Origin of the sequence: Mediterraneibacter hominis, from assembly GCF_014287475.1 — a bacterium.
GTDB lineage: Bacteria > Bacillota > Clostridia > Lachnospirales > Lachnospiraceae > Mediterraneibacter > Mediterraneibacter hominis.
In genome coordinates, this window is sequence record NZ_JACOPF010000001.1 from 1,756,290 (window position 1) to 1,773,297 (window position 17,008).

Genomic DNA, 17,008 nt, shown 5'->3' on the forward strand with positions numbered 1-17,008 from the left:
TCCTTCTTATACCCAGTTCTGGCTCTTTCCTTTCTTCACCTTATACTCCGGACGCGGATTTGATGTCCTGTAAATCACTGCACTGTCTTTCCACTCTCCGGCAATCGCTTCCAGATAATTCTCCTCTTCTAACTCTACCTGGAAACGAAATACATGCCGCCCCTGCTTGGTGGCAATCCGCTTTCCATTCTGATATAAAGTAACCTCTTTTTGGTTGGAATATACTGTAACTTTCGTTGTTTTCTCTGCGCGGTATTCATAACGTTTCCCACAGAGATGTACAAACGGTTCCTTGCTCCACCATGCCTTATATATATAAAAGCTGTCCTTTTTTATCTTCCGGTCAAATGTCACAAGCCCTTTGTGGTTCATGCCCGGCTCGCCGCCCTGATCTCTGGCATCCGCCGCGAAATCAAACATGTTCCACACATAGGTCGACCACAAAAATGGATGTCTTTCAAAGCATTCCAGCATATATTCATGGTATTTCGCCTGATACTCTTCCGAGTGATCCCCGCGCTTTGGTTTGGCGCTGTGCAGGTTTGGCATCCCCTCCGCACCGTACTCAGAGTATCCAAGACACCGCTTTGGATACTTCCAGTGATAAAATTTCATAAACCAGTCATTTAAAAACAGCCCCGGCACATACCAGCCTAGATACAGATTCCACGCCACAACGTCTGTGATCTTAGATACCGGATGAAACGGATGACAGACTGCATAACAGGCAAGTGTAGTCACTCTTGTCGGATCCATCTTCTTGACATATTCCTGCAGCTTTCTGTGGTTATCCAGCATATCCTTTTTATTTTTCCTGGAATTTCCAGAAATAGTAATCTCATTGGACAGTCCCCATGCTGCAATACAGGGATGATTATAATTTTGTACAATCAGCTCAGTCATCTGTAGAAACGTATTCTCTCTCCCGTTTGGCATATGCACAGAAATATATGGAATTTCCGCCCAGACAATCATGCCGTAACGGTCACACAAATCATAGAAATATGCATCATGCTGATAGTGGGCGAGCCGGATCGTATTCGCTCCAATCTCCCGTATCATCTCCATATCCTCTTCCATTTGTTCCTGTGAGATAGCATTGCCGATTCCTCTGCGATCCTGGTGTCTGGATACACCGCGCAGAGGAAAAGATTTCCCGTTTAGGAAAAATCCTTTATCCGGATCTACATAAAAGGTTCTAAATCCACAGTTTATTTCTATTTCATCCAGTATCTCCCCTGTCTGCATAAGGCGCGCTTTTAATTTATAAAGATAAGGATCTTTCACCCCTTGCCAGAGATGGACGTCCATTACTTCCATTGTCACGTCCGTCCCAGCCGCTTCTGCCACTGTATTTCCGGCACTGTCCTGTAATTCCAGCAGTACAGAACAGTCTTCCTTTTCTGCCTTTTCATTTATATACGACTGGACATGCAGAATCCCTTTTTTATCTTTTACATCCGGCGTCGCCTTCACTCCGCAGCCGCCATGATAGTCCAGAGCAAAATGCTTCTCTGATACAATCAAGAATTCCACATCTCTATAGATGCCTCCATAGAATGTAAAGTCTGCCACTTGCGGATAAATTTTATCGTTTACACCGTTATCCGCCTCCACTCTTAATTGATTGACTTCTCCAAGCTTGTCCGTCACGTCAAAGCGAAAGGTAGAATACCCATTCTCGTGAGTTCCGATCACCTCATCGTTTAAGATAATCTTTGCACTGGAATTCACTCCATGAAATTGCAGATATATCCTTTCTTTTGCTGCAGTTTTGGGCCTTTCTATCTGCTTTTCATATATACAGGTTCCTCTGAAATAGTCGTTCCCGCCGTCCTGTCCGTCGGTGTCATTCCATGTATGCGGCAAGTCTACCAAGCGTTTCTTGCCATTCTGATTGATGAAGTTCCAGTCCTTCATCAGATTTACCGTCCTTCTCATTCTCCTCCTTTCTTCTTCAAATCCTCTGTTTTCCTTTTGGACTTGAAGATGCTGTTTTCAGCCAGTTCCCTCTTACGCGCAGTGTGCATACCGCCCGAAGGGCTTTTTGTATAATAGGAAATTTATTGAAATTTCCTATTATACAAAAAAAAAGAACTTTGTACTTCTATATTACATACTTTACAAAGTTCTCTCTTTTATTACAATTTATTTTACCTAACTGGTCAAAAATGTGACCTATGTGGTTCTCTTTCTTCTGGAAGCGGTATCAGAATCGTAAGAGAAAAGCATCCGTCCTCCTCATGGATATTCACACATCCACCATATTTCTTTGCCATATGCTCGATACTGCGAAGTCCAAAACCGTGATAATGCTTATCCTTCTTTGTTGTGATCGGGAATGTTCCTTCCTCCTCATAGACCAGATTCTCTTTTATTGGATTCACGACATTGATCACCAGAAATTTCTTTTCTTTGTATATTAAAATATCAATCTGCCGTTTTTCTTTCTCCTGGAATTTCTCTACCGCTTCCACTGCATTGTCCACCGCATTTCCCAGAATTGCATACAGATCTACTGTCTGGATAAAATCAAGAAGGGTTCCGTCCGCCACACAGGATATTGTAACGCCATGTCGTCTACAGTACAGGCTTTTTTCTGTCAGGATCGTATCTAATACTTCATTGCCTGTCTTTACAATCGCTTCATAAATCTGTATAGACTCCTCCATCTCCTTTAAATACTGCTCCATATCCTCTTGCTTTAACTGCCGGATCGCCCGTATCTGATGCTTCAAATCGTGGCATTTCTGATTAATCAGAGCAATGTTTTCTTTCGAAAGAAGATATTGTTCCTGCTCTTTCTTCCACAGAAAATTCAGCATGTCTAATTCCTGCCTCATTTCACTCTTTTTAAATAGTTCATTCTGCAAATATAATACAACTGCCAGTAAAACCTGCGAAACATGCAGTATAGACCATCTCTCTACGTTCTCCGTAAGCGCTCTGTTTTGCTGCGCGAACGCGATACATTCAAATACACAGAATGTAAGGCAGGCGGCACTTAGCTGTCTTGGGCCGATTTTCTTGCGTCCCTTCTCCGGCATCCACTTTGCGATAGTAAATGCCGCGATCAGATAGCCTGCCAGAAAAACCATACATTCTATCCATACACTGACTATAAAATTTTCTTTAAAAAAGTATTCTCTTGACACTTCTATCATAAACCAGATTTCATATAAAATCTGCCAGGACATAAACGCCCATATCGCATAATAGATTCCCGCCTTTACAGACAATTTCCTGGCAACACACATAAAATGCACGATCACCAGAAATTCTAACATCCGCATAAACAGATTGCCAAAGGATATCTCCGTTTTTACAATATAAATCAAAATCCCTGCCAGAATTAAAAATATCGCTGCATCCAGCAAAGCCGCCCTACGGAATTTTTCTCTTTTTTCAATCGTGCGTATATAGATAAATCCGCTTGTCAGCAGGGCAATTTCACAAATCCAGCTATTTACTGTATCTATCATACGCCCCTCCCACATATTCTGTCAGCGCTTTCAAAAACGGCGTCTTATTCCGTCTGCTGATCTCCAGCTCATTTCCGCCGACAACTGCAATGTTGCCTCTTACTTCTGACACATGCATCAAATTCACTATGTACCAGTGGTTGCACTTTACAAACGGATATGGTGCAAGCCTTTGTTCCACGCTCTGCATTGTCCCCCTTATCCGATAGACCCCTGTATCTGTATGATAATGCAGGATCCTGTTCTGCACTTCCACATAATAAAGCTGCTGGATTTCTATCTTTTTCGCACCATCCGGCAGTGTAAGAAGAATCTCTTTTTGTTCTTTCTTCTTCACCCTCCTTAGCGCCCGCGTCAGCTTCACTGAAAATGTATAATATGTCAGAGGCTTCATAATGAAATCCAAAGCTCCTACCTCATACCCGTGTATTGCGTAGGATGCCATGTTTGTAATAAACATCAGAACAGCTTCTGCATCCGTCTTTCGAATACGTCTTGCCGTCTCCATCCCATTTATTTCCGGCATCTCGATATCCAGCAGAATAATATCATAGATCTGCTTATATTCCTCTAAAATCTCTGCCCCGTCTTCAAATACAGAAATTTTAAACTTTATATTCTTCTCTTCCTGGTATTCTTTTAAGAACTCCTGCAGCTGTTCTGAAAATGTTCTCTCATCCTCTACAATCGCAATATGATACATGCGGTTTTCCCCACTTTTTCTTCAATACTATTCTACAATTCTTCAAAGACTGCCGCCTTTGGTAATACTTTATTTTATCATATTTTTTTATTAATTGAAAAGCCGCATTGGTACAATCATTACGGTTTTTCATATAAGCGAAAGTGATTCTTTCTGTATGTGAGCATACCCTCTCTCTGCATCTTAGACAGCTCCTTAGACAACGCACTTCTTTCCACCAGAAGATAATCTGCCATCTGCTGCCGGTTAAACGGAATATCAAATTCCCTGCTCCTGTGCTTCACTGCCTCATAAGACAGGTAGGAGAGCAGCCTTTCTCGAATGGTCTTTGGAGTAACATGACTCATCTTGCTCGAGAGATGCAGATTTTTAGAAGCCATAACCTGGATTAGATTCTTCAAGAACTGCTCATAGCACCCGCATGCCGGAAGCTTCCTCTGCAGCAGATTCCCTATATGCAGAAATATGATTTTCGTTTCCTGCGCCGCAACTACCTCTACCATCATTGGTTCTGTTTGGACACAGGCGTACGTCTCCGCGAACACCTGTCCACATTCAACATGCGCCAGCAGCGTCTCATTCCCCCACGCGTCCCCTTTGGCAATATTCACACTTCCTGACACCACGATTCCTATACTCTGTACACTGTCACCCATATGACAGATGACTTCTCCTTTCTGGTATATCTTTTCTTTTACACTTAAATATTGCAGAAGTTCTTCTATATCATTCTTATTCATCTTCTGGAACAAAACCGTATTTGACAGAGCCCCTATTTCCATAAAATCATTTCCTTTCGTTGCCAAAACAACATTTTTATGTTAAAAAGTATAGTATACTGTCCGTGTAAAAGCAAATGATACAATAGAAAGGAACGGATATATGATAAGAAAAATTATTCAGATTGACGAAGAAAAATGTAACGGCTGCGGACTGTGCGCCAAAGCTTGCCACGAAGGGGCCATCGGCATGGTAAATGGAAAAGCAAAGCTTCTTCGGGATGACTATTGCGACGGTCTTGGCGACTGTCTGCCCGCCTGTCCCACAAAAGCAATTACCTTTGTAGAACGCGAGGCTGCGGCTTACGATAAAGAGGCAGTAGAGGCGAATATGAAGAAGAAACTTACTCCAGACTTGCAGCCTTCCGCCTCCGGCTGTCCGGGAAGCCGCGCGCGTCTCCTGCGCTCTGCTTCTAAAGAGGCTTTACAGCCAGTCCCGGACACAGCCGAATGTGTCCCTTCTGCTTTACACACTTCTTCGCAGCTTATACAGTGGCCTGTCCAGATAAAATTAGCTCCTATTACAGCGCCGTATTTTGAAAATGCATCTCTGCTGATCGCGGCAGACTGTACGGCATATGCATACGCTTCGTTTCATCAGGATTTTATAAGCGGACGAATCACACTGATCGGATGCCCAAAGCTGGACGCAGTAGACTATACAGAGAAGCTTACTGAAATTCTCCGTCAGAATTCTATCCGAGATGTTACAGTCGTGCGCATGGAAGTGCCATGCTGCGGCGGTATCGAGGCTGCCGTTCGAAACGCATTGCAAAACAGCGGCAAGCTTCTTCCTCAGCGGACTGTCACAATCACAACAGACGGACACATCCTGCGCTAAAAGCTGCATATACTATAAGTAAATTTACACGAAAAGCTTTCCCTTGTCAGGCGAAGCCTGCCTTCCCGTAGGGAATGTATTACGGTGTGCCCTTTAGGGTATATTTTAGAAAGGTGGAAAAATATGGAGAAAGAGTATTTAATTCACGAGCGTCCCATGAAAGCCCTGCTTATCTTTTCTCTGCCTATGATGATCGGAAATCTATTCCAGCAGTTTTACACTATGGCAGATTCTGTTGTCGTTGGACGTTTCGTCAGTGAGCGCGCGCTTGCCGCGGTAGGCGCCTCTTACTCCCTTACCACCGTATTTATTTCTATTGCTATCGGAGGCGGAATCGGCGCCTCGGTCATTGTTTCGCAGGCATTTGGAGCAAGAGAGTACGCAAAAATGCGCCTCACTATTCACACTGCACTTGTTTCCTTTCTTGCCCTAAGTATTCTGCTCGGTATTTTCGGATTCGCCGCAGGAGAATCGATCATGAAATTGTTAAATACACCCGCAGATATTCTGGAGCAGGCAGCAGAATATCTGCGGATCTATTTTCTGGGGCTTCCTTTCCTTTTCATGTACAATGTTTTCTCCTCTATGTTCAACGCATTAGGACGTTCCCGGATTCCCCTGTATCTGCTTATCTTCTCGTCCTTATTCAATATCCTTCTGGATATTTATTTCGTATATGTTCTGCATCTTGGCGTTGCCGGAGTCGCATGGGCGACGTTTATTGCACAGGGAATCTCGGCAGGTCTTTCCTTCTTTATTTTCTTAAAAGAACTGCGCGCATATCAGAGTGAAAAGACTTCCTGGTTCTCCGCCTCTGCGTTTGTCTCTATGACCCGGATCGCCCTGCCTTCCATCCTACAACAATCCACCGTATCCATCGGAATGATGCTCGTCCAGTCTGTCGTAAATAGCTTCGGAGCGCAGATGCTTGCCGGATATTCTGCCGCCATGCGTATTGAGAGCATTTGTGTTGTCCCTATGTCAGCTATCGGCAATGCAATCTCTTCTTATACTGCCCAGAATATCGGCGCCGGAGAATATATCCGTGTAAGAAAGGGCTACCACACCGGGTATCGGATTGTCGCAGTGATCGCCGTCGTGCTCTGTCTGCTTCTGGAGCTTGCGGGCCGACCGCTTATTCTTATGTTTCTCGGAGAGGAAGGGACGCAGCTTGCCCTCTCCACCGGGGTGGGCTGTACCCGCTTTATGGGATGGTTCTATGCCTTGATTGGGCTGAAAATGATCACCGACGGCGTTCTTCGCGGCGCCTCAGATATGAAAATGTTCACCATAGCAAACCTTGTAAATTTAAGCATCCGTGTGCTTTTTGCAGCCAGCATGGCTCCCCGGTTTGGAATCGCGATGGTCTGGACGGCGGTTCCTCTCGGGTGGCTTGCAAATTATCTGATTTCCTATTTCCGGTACCGGACAGGAAAATGGGAGAAGCTGCATGAGAACGGAAAATAAAATATAAACTGTCATAAATCACAGAGATGTTCTATGCCTTTTTCTCTCCCGCCTGGCTCTCTCTTTCCAGATAGTCTGCCGCAACCTGTGCATAGGCCGCCGCACCCACAGGAAGACAAGCCTCATTAAACCGTACCCTTGGATTATGCTGTCCATAACATTTTTCAGGTACATCCACTGCCGCGCCCAGTCCGAAATAACTAGACGGGACCTTCTGCGAAATTGCCGCAAAATCTTCTGAACCCATTACATGGAACAGTTCCTTTATCACCAGCTTGTCTGAAAGCTTACGTATACTTGCCGCACATTGTCCGTTAAGCTCCTTATCACACACTACATCATCTACCGAACTTAATATACGAAATGTATGGCTGACTCTGCACATTTTGTCAATTCCATCTAACATTTCATGTATACGCCCCAATATATATTCTTTTTTCTCTCTGTCAAATGTCCGAAGCGTCCCCTGCATCACCGCTTTGTCTGGTATAATATTAGGCGCGCTGCCTGCCTGGAAGCTTCCGATTGTAAGGACTACCTCGTCACTCCCTGCACATTCGCGGGCAATCAGCTCTTCAAATGCCAGATATGCGTGTACACCGGCATGAATCGGGTCAATACAATATTCCGGCATAGAGCCATGGCCGCCTTTCCCCTGAAATGTAATTTCAAAATTTGTAGAGGAGGACATTGGATGTTCACCGTATATCAGCACACCGGTGGGAAGCTGGGACGCCACATGCATGGCAAATGCTGCCTGTACAGAATCAACCACGCCCTGCTTTACAGCTTCTATCGCCCCTTCTAATGGTTCTTCTCCACTCTGGAATAAAAGCAGTACCTTCCCTTGCAGGGACGCTTCCTGCTCCTTCAACATTTTTGCCGCCCCAAGCAGAATCGCCGCATGCATATCATGCCCACAGGCATGCATATTTCCATTTACAGACGCAAACTCCTCGCCGCTTTCCTCACGAATCGGCAGTCCGTCCATATCGCTTCTAAGCAGAATCGTTGCACCATTGCCTCCAATCTCTCCTAAAATTCCCGCACCTTTATCCAGTATCCTATATGCAATTCCCATTTTGTCAAGCTCTTTCGCAATATAAGCACTGGTATTACTTAGTGAAAGTCCCAGCTCTGGCATCTGATGAAGAGTCCGCCTCCAATTTTTCAATTCTCCTTCCATTTTGGCTGCCTGGTTCATATAATCACTACACATATATCTTCCTTCTTTCTTCATTATTTCCTTCCTATTATAACACCAACTGCGGCTTATTGCGTCAGAATAATATTCGGATAAATATGTTCCATCCGTGCATCTGGGAAATGTTCATCCAAAAATACACTTACTGCCGTTTCCGCTTCCTTTCCCGCCTGACGCTCTGTGTATCGGTTCAGCGCCAGAGCCGATACAACCACATTTACAGACATAAATACAAGCATACAAATACAAAGAAGTTTTCCCAGCTTTACAGGAAGTTTTTCTATCCACTGCGATAGCTTGGGATAGATGCCCTTCATCCACACAACTGCTGCAATTCCCCAGAAAAAGCAGTACAGCAGATTGATTCTTCCTCCCAGGTTAAACGGTATTTTACTGTAATCCCAGAACACAGTGCCAAACGCCAGCTCTGTAAAAACACTGCATATATACTCATATGCGCCTCCTAAAAACGTACCGCATAAGAATATATACCGGTCACTTTTCTCTCTGTACCTGTAGAGAATCCAGGTCAGCACCGCACACGCAATTCCCCATACAAGACTAAACGGCCCGTACACGACACTGCTTCTGCTCATCAGCCTCCCTGTCGTAAGCAGACAGAAAACTGTCTCCACAATATCTCCTAGAAACGCTCCGATAAAAAATAAAGAGGCCAGCTTATAGAATCCACACCCCTCCGCAAATACCCTGGGCGCACACTTTTCCTGCTCGATGCTTTTTTCCTGTCCGATATTAGGAAATGCCTTTACCATACGTTTCTGAATCTGACGGGTCAGAGCATTTTCCAATATTCTGGATGTTCTTCTGAGCTCTTTTGTAATCTGTTCGATTCGCCCGCCTTTTTTCTTCAGCCCAAGAACTGCAAGTGCGGAACCAATATAATCCACTATGAGAAGCCCTGACAATACCCACAGCACAATTTCTCCTATCCACTGGGGAAACCACAGAATCCCTTCACAAAACAGTGGATTAAAAAAGCAGATCATAGCAACGGAACAAATGCCCCACAATACTGAATTTTTCAGACAAATATATCCGTCTAGCTGAAACCGTTCTTTCGAATAGTCCCACCATTTTCTCTGAAAAAGCTTTTCCATCAGGCGGCCGGTCAGATATTCAATAAATGTAGTAATAATCATGCCTCCCAGAAATAAAAAAGCAATCCGATGCTTAAGCTCTGGAAGAAAAACCGCCACTGCCACCGCACCAGCCCCATAGATAGGACAAAGCGGTCCATTTACAAACCCGCGGTTGACAAAGGTATGTCTTTTGCAGGCGGCTGCCCCTGCCTCTGCCACCCAGCCAATAAACGAATAGATATAGTACAGCCAGACTAACTCATAAAATGTATACTGCATTTTTCATTTCCTTTCTGTCATATGAGGGTATCTTATCACACTTATGCAGAAAAAGGAAATTTTTTGTCGAAAGACAGGTATCAGCTAATGCACATACTCTGTCATAACTGCTTCTCTGCTTCGTTTACACAACGAAGGACATTTAAGCTCCTGGGGTATCCGATATAAGGCAGACACTGGGAAATAATTTGAATCAAAAATACTTTATCATTTCCTATCTTCACATTGCCTAATGCGTGAGAAATAAGCTGCGGTTCACAGCCCCTCTGCTTATACAGACATGCTGTCCGCCCATTTTTTCAAGCTCTCCTTGCCCTGTCTTCCATTTAACAACTTCCCATTTTTTATGTCCGCTCCCGGACATACCTTTTTTAATGTCTCCGCTGTATCTCCCAGTCCGCTGCCGCCTGACGTTGCAAATAAAATGATCCTTTTACCTGTGAAATCATAACTTTCCAAAAATGTTTTTATGATCGTGGGCGCCGTGTACCACCAGATAGGGAAACCCAGGAAAATCACATCATACTCTTCTATATGGGCAGTGCGCCCTGCAATCGCCGGACGTGACTCAGGGTTATTCATCTCCACAGAGCTTCTGCTCCTTTTATCCATCCAGTTTAAATCCGCAGCAGAATAAGGAACCTCCGGTTTGATCTCATATATGTCAGCCTCCGCCGCTTCTGCCAAAGTCTCCGTTGCTCTTGCTGTAACACCGCTTGCCGAAAAATACGTCACCAGTCTTTTACTCATAGTCATAACCTCCGTTTCTATTTTATATATTTACTGTAGCACTTGGAGCAAACTCTAAGTCAAGACTGATCTTTTTACTTCCTGCAATTTCCAGTGTTCTCTCATTCATAGACAAATATATCTTGTTAGAGTACAATAAAAGAAGTTCCCTTAAAAAACATCTTTCCATGCTTCTTTTAACTAAGACAGCCATAAGGAGTTTACTATGGATTTAACAACCATTCGATATTTTACTGCTTTAGCACGTAATCTGCATTTTACAAAAACTGCCCAGGAGCTTTATATCTCTCAGCAGAATTTAAGCCAGCATATTAAAAAATTAGAAGATTCCTATAATACACCTCTTTTTTATCGAAAGCCCAAGTTAAAACTAACCCCTGCCGGAGAAGTACTATATGAATCCTGTCTGAAAATTCTTGCAGAAGAAGACAATGTCACAAAACGAATCAATGATATGCTCCAGAATCATATAGGTTCTCTGTCAATCGGCGCCAGCCAGTATCGCGGTCAATATTGGCTTCCGCTTATCCTTCCTGACTACTTGAAGGACTGGCCGAATATCCGTGTACAGATAACAATGGAAAAATCTATTAAAATGGAACAGCTTCTGATGTCCGGTGATTTAGATTTCTTTGTAGGGATAAAAAAAGAAGAGGATGCTTTATTTAGAATAATTCCTCTGATGAATGACAAGGTTTTTCTTACTGTCACCAGAGAATTATTAGAAAAATATTTTGGTCAGGATACGGAGCGGATTATAGAAGAGTCTGCTTCCGGGACTACATTAGAACGTTTTAAAGAACTTCCATTCATACGCCTGAAATCAAATTACCGGCTCCGTAAGCTGGTAGATCAATGCTTTAACGAAGCCGGCTATAAGCCAAAAAATATTTTGGAGGCTGAAACCATCGAACTTATGCTGTCCTTATTCCCATATAATCTGGGTGCTTTTTTCTGTACAGGTATGCGTGTACCGTCATTAAAAAGAGACCATCCAAACGCCTGTTTTTTTCCTGTATTATTAAACAATGCATTTGTTATGAATCCTCTGGGAATTGTGTATCATAAAGATCGCTTTCTTCCAAGCTATGCTTTAGACTTTATAGATCGCTTAAAAACTTTTTTTTATAATTTTGAAGAATCACATATGGATCTTTAGCGTCGATGTACAGGGGTAAAACACTCCCTGTACATCGACTTAATATAAAGGAAATGCCAGAGGCGCCCACAAAATATATGAGACAATAAATATAACCGCTGTCGGCATACCATTTTTCACATAATCTCCAAAGCGGTACCCTCCGGGACTCATAATCAATGCCTGTACTCCCGCCGCCATCGGAGTCGCCACAGAAAGCGTCGCCCCTGCTATCGTTGCAATCATAATACTTGTGGGGTTCATGCCTGTTGTCACTGCTACAGTTGCCGCTATCGGCATTGTCAGATTGATTACAGGTATGTTTCCCATAAACTGAGTCATGATAAAAGGCACCAATAAGAAAAGCGCTACCATGGCATATTCGTTTACATTATAATTTGCAGCTTCAATTAATTTATTTGCTATCCATCCCGCAATCCCTGTTTTTGTCAGTGCCGCTGCAAACCCAAGACTCCCCGCAAATATACAGACTGTATTCAGGTCAATGGCATGAAAGGCTTCTTTTCCTTTTAAAACTCCGCTCATAACCATAAGCAATGCTCCTGCCATGGGCGCATAGTGTGATGGAATCCCCACCAGGGCGCTTATAATCATTGCCAGTATACTTCCAAAAAATATGCCTATCCCCCATTTATTCTGGCGCGGCAAAAGTTCTGTATCCGCTGTCTTAATTTCCTTTTCAGTTTCTTCGCAGCCTGCTTCCCTATCTGGAAGCAAACGGTATCCGACAAAGCCCATAAATAAAATCGTAATTATCAATACAGGAAGCCTTGCCACAGCAGAATCGAATGTACTTAGCCTGACAGAAGAATCCAATGCTTTAAGATAGGAATTTCCCTGTTCCATGAATGCTGCCCCCATCCCAAACGGCATAATGGCAAAGCCCATACAGCCTGCGTCTATGACTGGTTTTAACAGCCTGCTTTTTTTATATTTTCCGTTCCGGCATAAAACAGAGAGCATTGGGAGCATAGTAGCCCCTGCTGCCGTTGCACTGGTCAGCATAGCTAATACTGCGGCTACTCCCATGCAGAACCACCTAAGCGTTCCCTCGCTATTCCCAAAACGGTAAATTACTTTCTGAAGTCCGGCAATAAAACTTGTCTTCAATAATCCTGCCCCAAGTATAAAAATGGAAGCAAACAAGAAAACCGTAGAATCTCCAAAACCTTCCCACGCCTCCTTTGCGGACAGGACTCCTGTCATTTCCAGAGCCAGACAGCTAAAAACCGCTGTCATTCCATACGGAATTTTTGCCCATATATAGCTGATCAGCATGACAGCGCCTATTATTAACGTAATCTGTACTTCGCCCACATTTTCCTCCTAGTATAAAATGCCTTTAGCACCGATATGCAAGGGTATATTATTCCCTTCAGACCGATGCTAAGATATTTTTATTTAATAGTCATACATTCCCGCCGGTTTTCTGTCTGGTTTCTTAATATCTGTATACTGCTCTGCTGTCTCATAGTCAATATCCGGTATCGGCCAGGTTGGTTCTTCTCCTTTATACATCTCTACAATTCCCAATGCCGACATATAGGATGCTCTCATTGCAGCTTCTATCGTATTTCCTCCCACATGGGGTGTTATCAGTACATTATCCAGTGACGCCAGCGGCATATCCGGCAAAATCGGTTCATGTGCTATGGCATCCAGTCCGGCGCCTGCTATCACATGTTCTTTACACGCCTCATACAGATCCGCCTCATTGACCAGAGCTCCTCTCGCCGTATTAATAAGGAATGCAGTCGGTTTCATCATAGCCAATGTCTCTTTATTCACCATATTTCTGGTAACACTTGTATTCGGCGCGTGTAAAGATACAAAGTCGCTTTCTCTGAAAATGCGTTCCAAATCCCGCACAACTTCTACCCCATCCGGAAAGTCCGCTGCCGGTTTGTATGGATCATAGCATAACACATTCATTTCCATCGCCAGACATCTCTTCGCTGTACGGCTTCCGATATTTCCGCATCCTATGATACCAACGGTTTTTCCATTCAATGTAGTCATATGTGTTTTTAGCTTTGCATCATAAAAATCTACTGTCAGCATTTTACGCAGTCTTGTTACATTCCTGCTCATATACAACATATGCATCAAGGCTGTCTCTGCCACGGACGTGCTGTTTGCGACCGGGGCATACAGACATTTTACATGAAACTCTTTCGCTGCCTTTAGATCTACCGCGTCATATCCAGCTCCGTGCCGTACCAGCACTTTCAGATTTGGTGCCGCCGCTTCAAATACCGCGCGCGGCATTTTTGTAATACGCACAATAATTGCGTCTGGCTGATGTTCCTTCATGTCCGCAATAACATCCTCTGTTTCAAATCCTCTTCCGTCAATCAGCGTATGTCCGTTTTCCTCTAATAATTTACGTGCGTCCGGCTTTAATTCCTGGGGCAATAAAATTTTCCAACCCATATTTTTCTTTTTCCTCACTTTCTTTTATCAGCATATTCCCATGATGTTCCAGTATGGAAGCCCTATAATCAGGAATACGGCAAAAATCAAAAATAATAAAATAGTTCCCTTTACATACCAGTCTTTTTGGCTTACATATCCATTTCCAAAAATATAGATACTGGCGCCATTTCCATAATTACACAGCAAAGCGCCATATCCTCCGAAAAATGCCAGCATCAGCGACAGCGCCATCATGTTTACCTGTGTCGATGCCGCCAAGGTCAGTATAACCGGATAAATCGAAGCGATATATGCCGCATTAGATACGAAGAAATACTTAACCGCAAAGCTTAAAAGCAGCAGTACAACAAGTACCAATATTCCGTTTAATGCAGACAAGTCCAGGTATTTCTGTATCTGTTCTGACAGCCAGGTATAAAATCCGCCTTCATTGATGGCAGATGAAATACTAAAAAACGCTCCGTACCAAATGTACATATTCCATGCTCCTTTTTCTGCCATCAGATCGTTCCAGTCCATAACTCCCAGCAGCAGTTCCAGCGCAAGAAACGCAAATGCCACTACATACATACTGATTCCAATTTTTCCTCCCAGCATCCATCCCAAGATTGCCATAATAAAGAGTACAAGAAGAATTTTTTCGTTTTTCTTCATTGGTCCCATTTCTTTCATTCCTTCTTGTACAAACGGCTTAATGTCTCCCAGGTCTTTTAATTCCGGCGGAAAAAGCTTATAGACCGCAAGCGGACAAAGAAAGAGTATGATCAGTCCCGGCACCAGGGCTGCCTTGAACCACAACATCCATGTCAGCTCTATCCCTGCAACATCTTTTATTGTAGAGGCGATAACGGCGTTCGATGCCATTCCTGTAAGAAATAATACGGCGGTCGACATTGCAACCACATGCTCCAGCAGCTCCAAATATGCCCCCAGCTTCCGTGGATTCTTATCCGGATATGATCCCATAGACTCTGACACACCCCGGAAAATTGGAAATACAATCGCAGAACGTGAAGTGTTAGATCCTGTCGCAGGACTTAGAATCAAATCACACAGCATCATTGTATATCCCAGGCCCAGGGAAGAACGTCCAAAACGAGTGCTTCCAAATTTTGAAAGCAGTATATAGGCAAGCCGTTTTCCCAGACCTGTTTTTTTAAACGCTCCGCACGCAAGTAAAACAGCCAGGAGGAACCATACGCTCTCGGACGCAAATCCTGTATATAAAGTTGACGGTGTTTCCACAAAACATGCGCCAATTCCCAATATAATCAAACTAATCACCGGTTCTGAGAATGGCTTGAATATGAGTCCGCATAAAAGGGAAAGACATATGCCAAATAGATGCCATACTTCTGTTTCCAACCCTGTCGGAGCAGGTACAATCCATGTCAAAAGCGGCAGTACGATAACCGGTATTAATTTTATCATTCGGTCTTTCATCCGTTTTCTCCTTTTCTCTTTCCTTTATCCTCTGTATACATCATCAATTATTTCTACTTCTTTTTTCTCCATCAGATCTTCTACCCACTGGCGGTTTACCGTACCTTTGGCAGAATTTTCAGCTTTTGCTTTATCGTTTTGTGACAATTTTTTTGCTTTCTCTAATATTTCCCCCGCGTCCTGTCTTGGTATTACAATCACGCCGTCCTTATCCCCCAGTATGATGTCTCCCGGATGAATAGATACGCCTCCGCATGAGATGGGAACGTTTACTTCCCCCGGTCCTTCTTTGTAGGGACCTGCAGGCGTAGTTCCCGTCGCATATAGCGGCATGGTTCCCTGTGCGATCACATCAATATCACGTACTGGTCCATCGATCACAATTCCCGCAATCTTTTTAAATCCCTGCAAGTAGTTAAACATAATCTCTCCCATAATGGCCCGGTTTCTCTCTCCTTCATTGGAAACCACAATCACATCACCCGGCTGTGAAATATTCATTGCTTTATGCAGCATCATATTGTCCCCCGGACGTGCTTTTACTGTTAATGCCACACCACACATCTGCCTTTTTTCTGGATTTGACATCAATTTTATCTGTGGATTCATGCCACAGGAGCGTCCCATACAGTCTGCTACATTTGCCGCCGGCAAATGACTAAATTCTTCTACCAGTTTCATGTCCGGCAGATTTCTTTTTAAATATACCCTGTTACCTACTGACATTTTTTACCTCCTGAATTACCAACTTTTATTTTTCTTAATGTGTTTCCAGGCACAGTGTTGTTCCTGCCTGTACGAAATGAATGTCTGCGTCCATCATATCTGCATAATATAGAATCATTCCTTCGATTGTTCTTGGTATTACCTTTGACTGTCCTGAATGTGCAACTACCAGCGCTGTCACTTCCTTTGGGAATCCATATTTCTGCGTATAATAGCCGCTCAAAAAGCCGTGCTGATATATTTTCCCAATATCGCTCTTTTTACTGCTCCCTTTGCCTTCTACGTCCATATCCATCTCTTCTAATTTGCAGACATCATGTAATACCGCAGATAAAATCAGCACATCCATATCGATGGAATACCCGTATTTTTCTGCTGTATTTTTTGCAATCATAATTGCATTTGCTGTGACACTCTCTGTATGCTTCACAAGCGCTACTCCCGGCGCGCGGGTAGCAAACTGTGCGTCTTCAATGTTCTCCCAGGAACTTTTTTCAAATGCCTCCACCCATATCTCACATGCTGCTTCTGCAAGTTTTCTGTTCTTTACTTCTATCAACTGCGGAAAATAGCCTGCGATCTGCTCTTTTGTTACTTTATTCATTTTTTCTCCTTTCTTTTCTGTCATCTGTTTCGAAA

The 17,008-nt window shown here is 43.5% G+C and carries 15 protein-coding genes and 1 pseudogene; 3 read left to right on the top strand and 13 right to left on the bottom strand.

Annotated elements, in window-relative coordinates:
* Window positions 1-6 precede the first annotated feature (6 nt).
* From H8S37_RS08595 to H8S37_RS08610, 4 genes are all read right to left on the bottom strand, one after another.
* Window positions 7-1,941 carry a glycoside hydrolase family 2 protein gene (locus tag H8S37_RS08595; RefSeq protein WP_186875563.1) on the bottom strand — a complete coding sequence of 645 codons (1,935 nt, stop codon included), beginning with the start codon at window positions 1,939-1,941 and terminating at the stop codon, window positions 7-9.
* 224 nt (window positions 1,942-2,165) lie between these two features.
* Complete coding sequence (locus H8S37_RS08600) at window positions 2,166-3,482, bottom strand: ATP-binding protein (RefSeq protein WP_186875564.1); 1,317 nt, start codon at window positions 3,480-3,482, stop codon at window positions 2,166-2,168.
* Window positions 3,463-4,185 (bottom strand): LytR/AlgR family response regulator transcription factor, encoded by a 723-nt coding sequence (locus H8S37_RS08605; protein WP_186875565.1) that lies wholly within the window; start codon window positions 4,183-4,185, stop codon window positions 3,463-3,465. The genes H8S37_RS08600 and H8S37_RS08605 overlap by 20 nt, the downstream gene beginning before the upstream one ends.
* A gap of 119 nt (window positions 4,186-4,304) precedes the next feature.
* Window positions 4,305-4,967 carry a Crp/Fnr family transcriptional regulator gene (locus H8S37_RS08610; RefSeq protein WP_186875566.1) on the bottom strand — a complete coding sequence of 221 codons (663 nt, stop codon included), beginning with the start codon at window positions 4,965-4,967 and terminating at the stop codon, window positions 4,305-4,307.
* A 100-nt stretch (window positions 4,968-5,067) separates the two neighbouring features.
* Between H8S37_RS08610 and H8S37_RS08615 the strand changes: the two genes are divergently transcribed.
* Both H8S37_RS08615 and H8S37_RS08620 read left to right on the top strand, forming a co-directional pair.
* A complete protein-coding gene (locus H8S37_RS08615) occupies window positions 5,068-5,805 on the top strand; it encodes an ATP-binding protein (RefSeq protein WP_186875567.1) in 738 nt (245 codons plus the stop codon).
* Window positions 5,806-5,928: 123 nt separating this feature from the next.
* Complete coding sequence (locus H8S37_RS08620) at window positions 5,929-7,272, top strand: MATE family efflux transporter (RefSeq protein ID WP_186875568.1); 1,344 nt, start codon at window positions 5,929-5,931, stop codon at window positions 7,270-7,272.
* A gap of 31 nt (window positions 7,273-7,303) precedes the next feature.
* Here H8S37_RS08620 and H8S37_RS08625 read toward each other — a convergent pair whose 3' ends face one another.
* The 4 genes and pseudogenes from H8S37_RS08625 to H8S37_RS08635 form a co-directional block, all read right to left on the bottom strand.
* The gene (locus tag H8S37_RS08625; protein WP_243207094.1) at window positions 7,304-8,512 is read right to left on the bottom strand and encodes a M20 metallopeptidase family protein; all 1,209 of its coding nucleotides are present in this window, start codon (window positions 8,510-8,512) and stop codon (window positions 7,304-7,306) included.
* A 32-nt stretch (window positions 8,513-8,544) separates the two neighbouring features.
* On the bottom strand, window positions 8,545-9,855 hold the full coding sequence (locus tag H8S37_RS08630; protein WP_186875569.1) for a putative ABC transporter permease: 1,311 nt from the start codon (window positions 9,853-9,855) through the stop codon (window positions 8,545-8,547).
* Window positions 9,856-9,956: 101 nt separating this feature from the next.
* Window positions 9,957-10,133, bottom strand: a pseudogene (locus H8S37_RS17630) (carboxymuconolactone decarboxylase family protein); the annotation flags it as partial.
* Window positions 10,126-10,605, bottom strand: coding sequence for a flavodoxin (locus tag H8S37_RS08635; protein WP_186875570.1), 480 nt, complete (start codon window positions 10,603-10,605; stop codon window positions 10,126-10,128). The pseudogene H8S37_RS17630 and the gene H8S37_RS08635, both read right to left, overlap by 8 nt.
* Before the next feature lie 205 nt (window positions 10,606-10,810).
* On the opposite strand from H8S37_RS08635, the gene H8S37_RS08640 reads away from it, so the two are divergent.
* Window positions 10,811-11,764: a LysR family transcriptional regulator gene (locus tag H8S37_RS08640; protein ID WP_186875571.1), complete on the top strand. Its 954-nt coding sequence runs from the start codon at window positions 10,811-10,813 to the stop codon at window positions 11,762-11,764.
* 39 nt (window positions 11,765-11,803) lie between these two features.
* Here the strand turns inward: H8S37_RS08640 and H8S37_RS08645 are convergent, their stop codons facing one another.
* The 5 genes from H8S37_RS08645 to H8S37_RS08665 all read right to left on the bottom strand — a co-directional run bounded on the left by H8S37_RS08645 (window position 11,804) and on the right by H8S37_RS08665 (window position 16,973).
* Window positions 11,804-13,081, bottom strand: a complete 1,278-nt coding sequence (locus H8S37_RS08645; protein ID WP_186875572.1) for an SLC13 family permease — start codon at window positions 13,079-13,081, stop codon at window positions 11,804-11,806.
* An 84-nt stretch (window positions 13,082-13,165) separates the two neighbouring features.
* A complete protein-coding gene (locus H8S37_RS08650) occupies window positions 13,166-14,197 on the bottom strand; it encodes a hydroxyacid dehydrogenase (protein ID WP_186875573.1) in 1,032 nt (343 codons plus the stop codon).
* A gap of 27 nt (window positions 14,198-14,224) precedes the next feature.
* Window positions 14,225-15,643, bottom strand: coding sequence for a DASS family sodium-coupled anion symporter (locus H8S37_RS08655; RefSeq protein WP_186875574.1), 1,419 nt, complete (start codon window positions 15,641-15,643; stop codon window positions 14,225-14,227).
* Between the two features lie 24 nt (window positions 15,644-15,667).
* Window positions 15,668-16,369 (bottom strand): RraA family protein, encoded by a 702-nt coding sequence (locus H8S37_RS08660; RefSeq protein WP_186875575.1) that lies wholly within the window; start codon window positions 16,367-16,369, stop codon window positions 15,668-15,670.
* Window positions 16,370-16,403: 34 nt separating this feature from the next.
* Window positions 16,404-16,973: an HD domain-containing protein gene (locus tag H8S37_RS08665; RefSeq protein ID WP_186875576.1), complete on the bottom strand. Its 570-nt coding sequence runs from the start codon at window positions 16,971-16,973 to the stop codon at window positions 16,404-16,406.
* Between the last annotated feature and the right edge of the window lie 35 nt (window positions 16,974-17,008).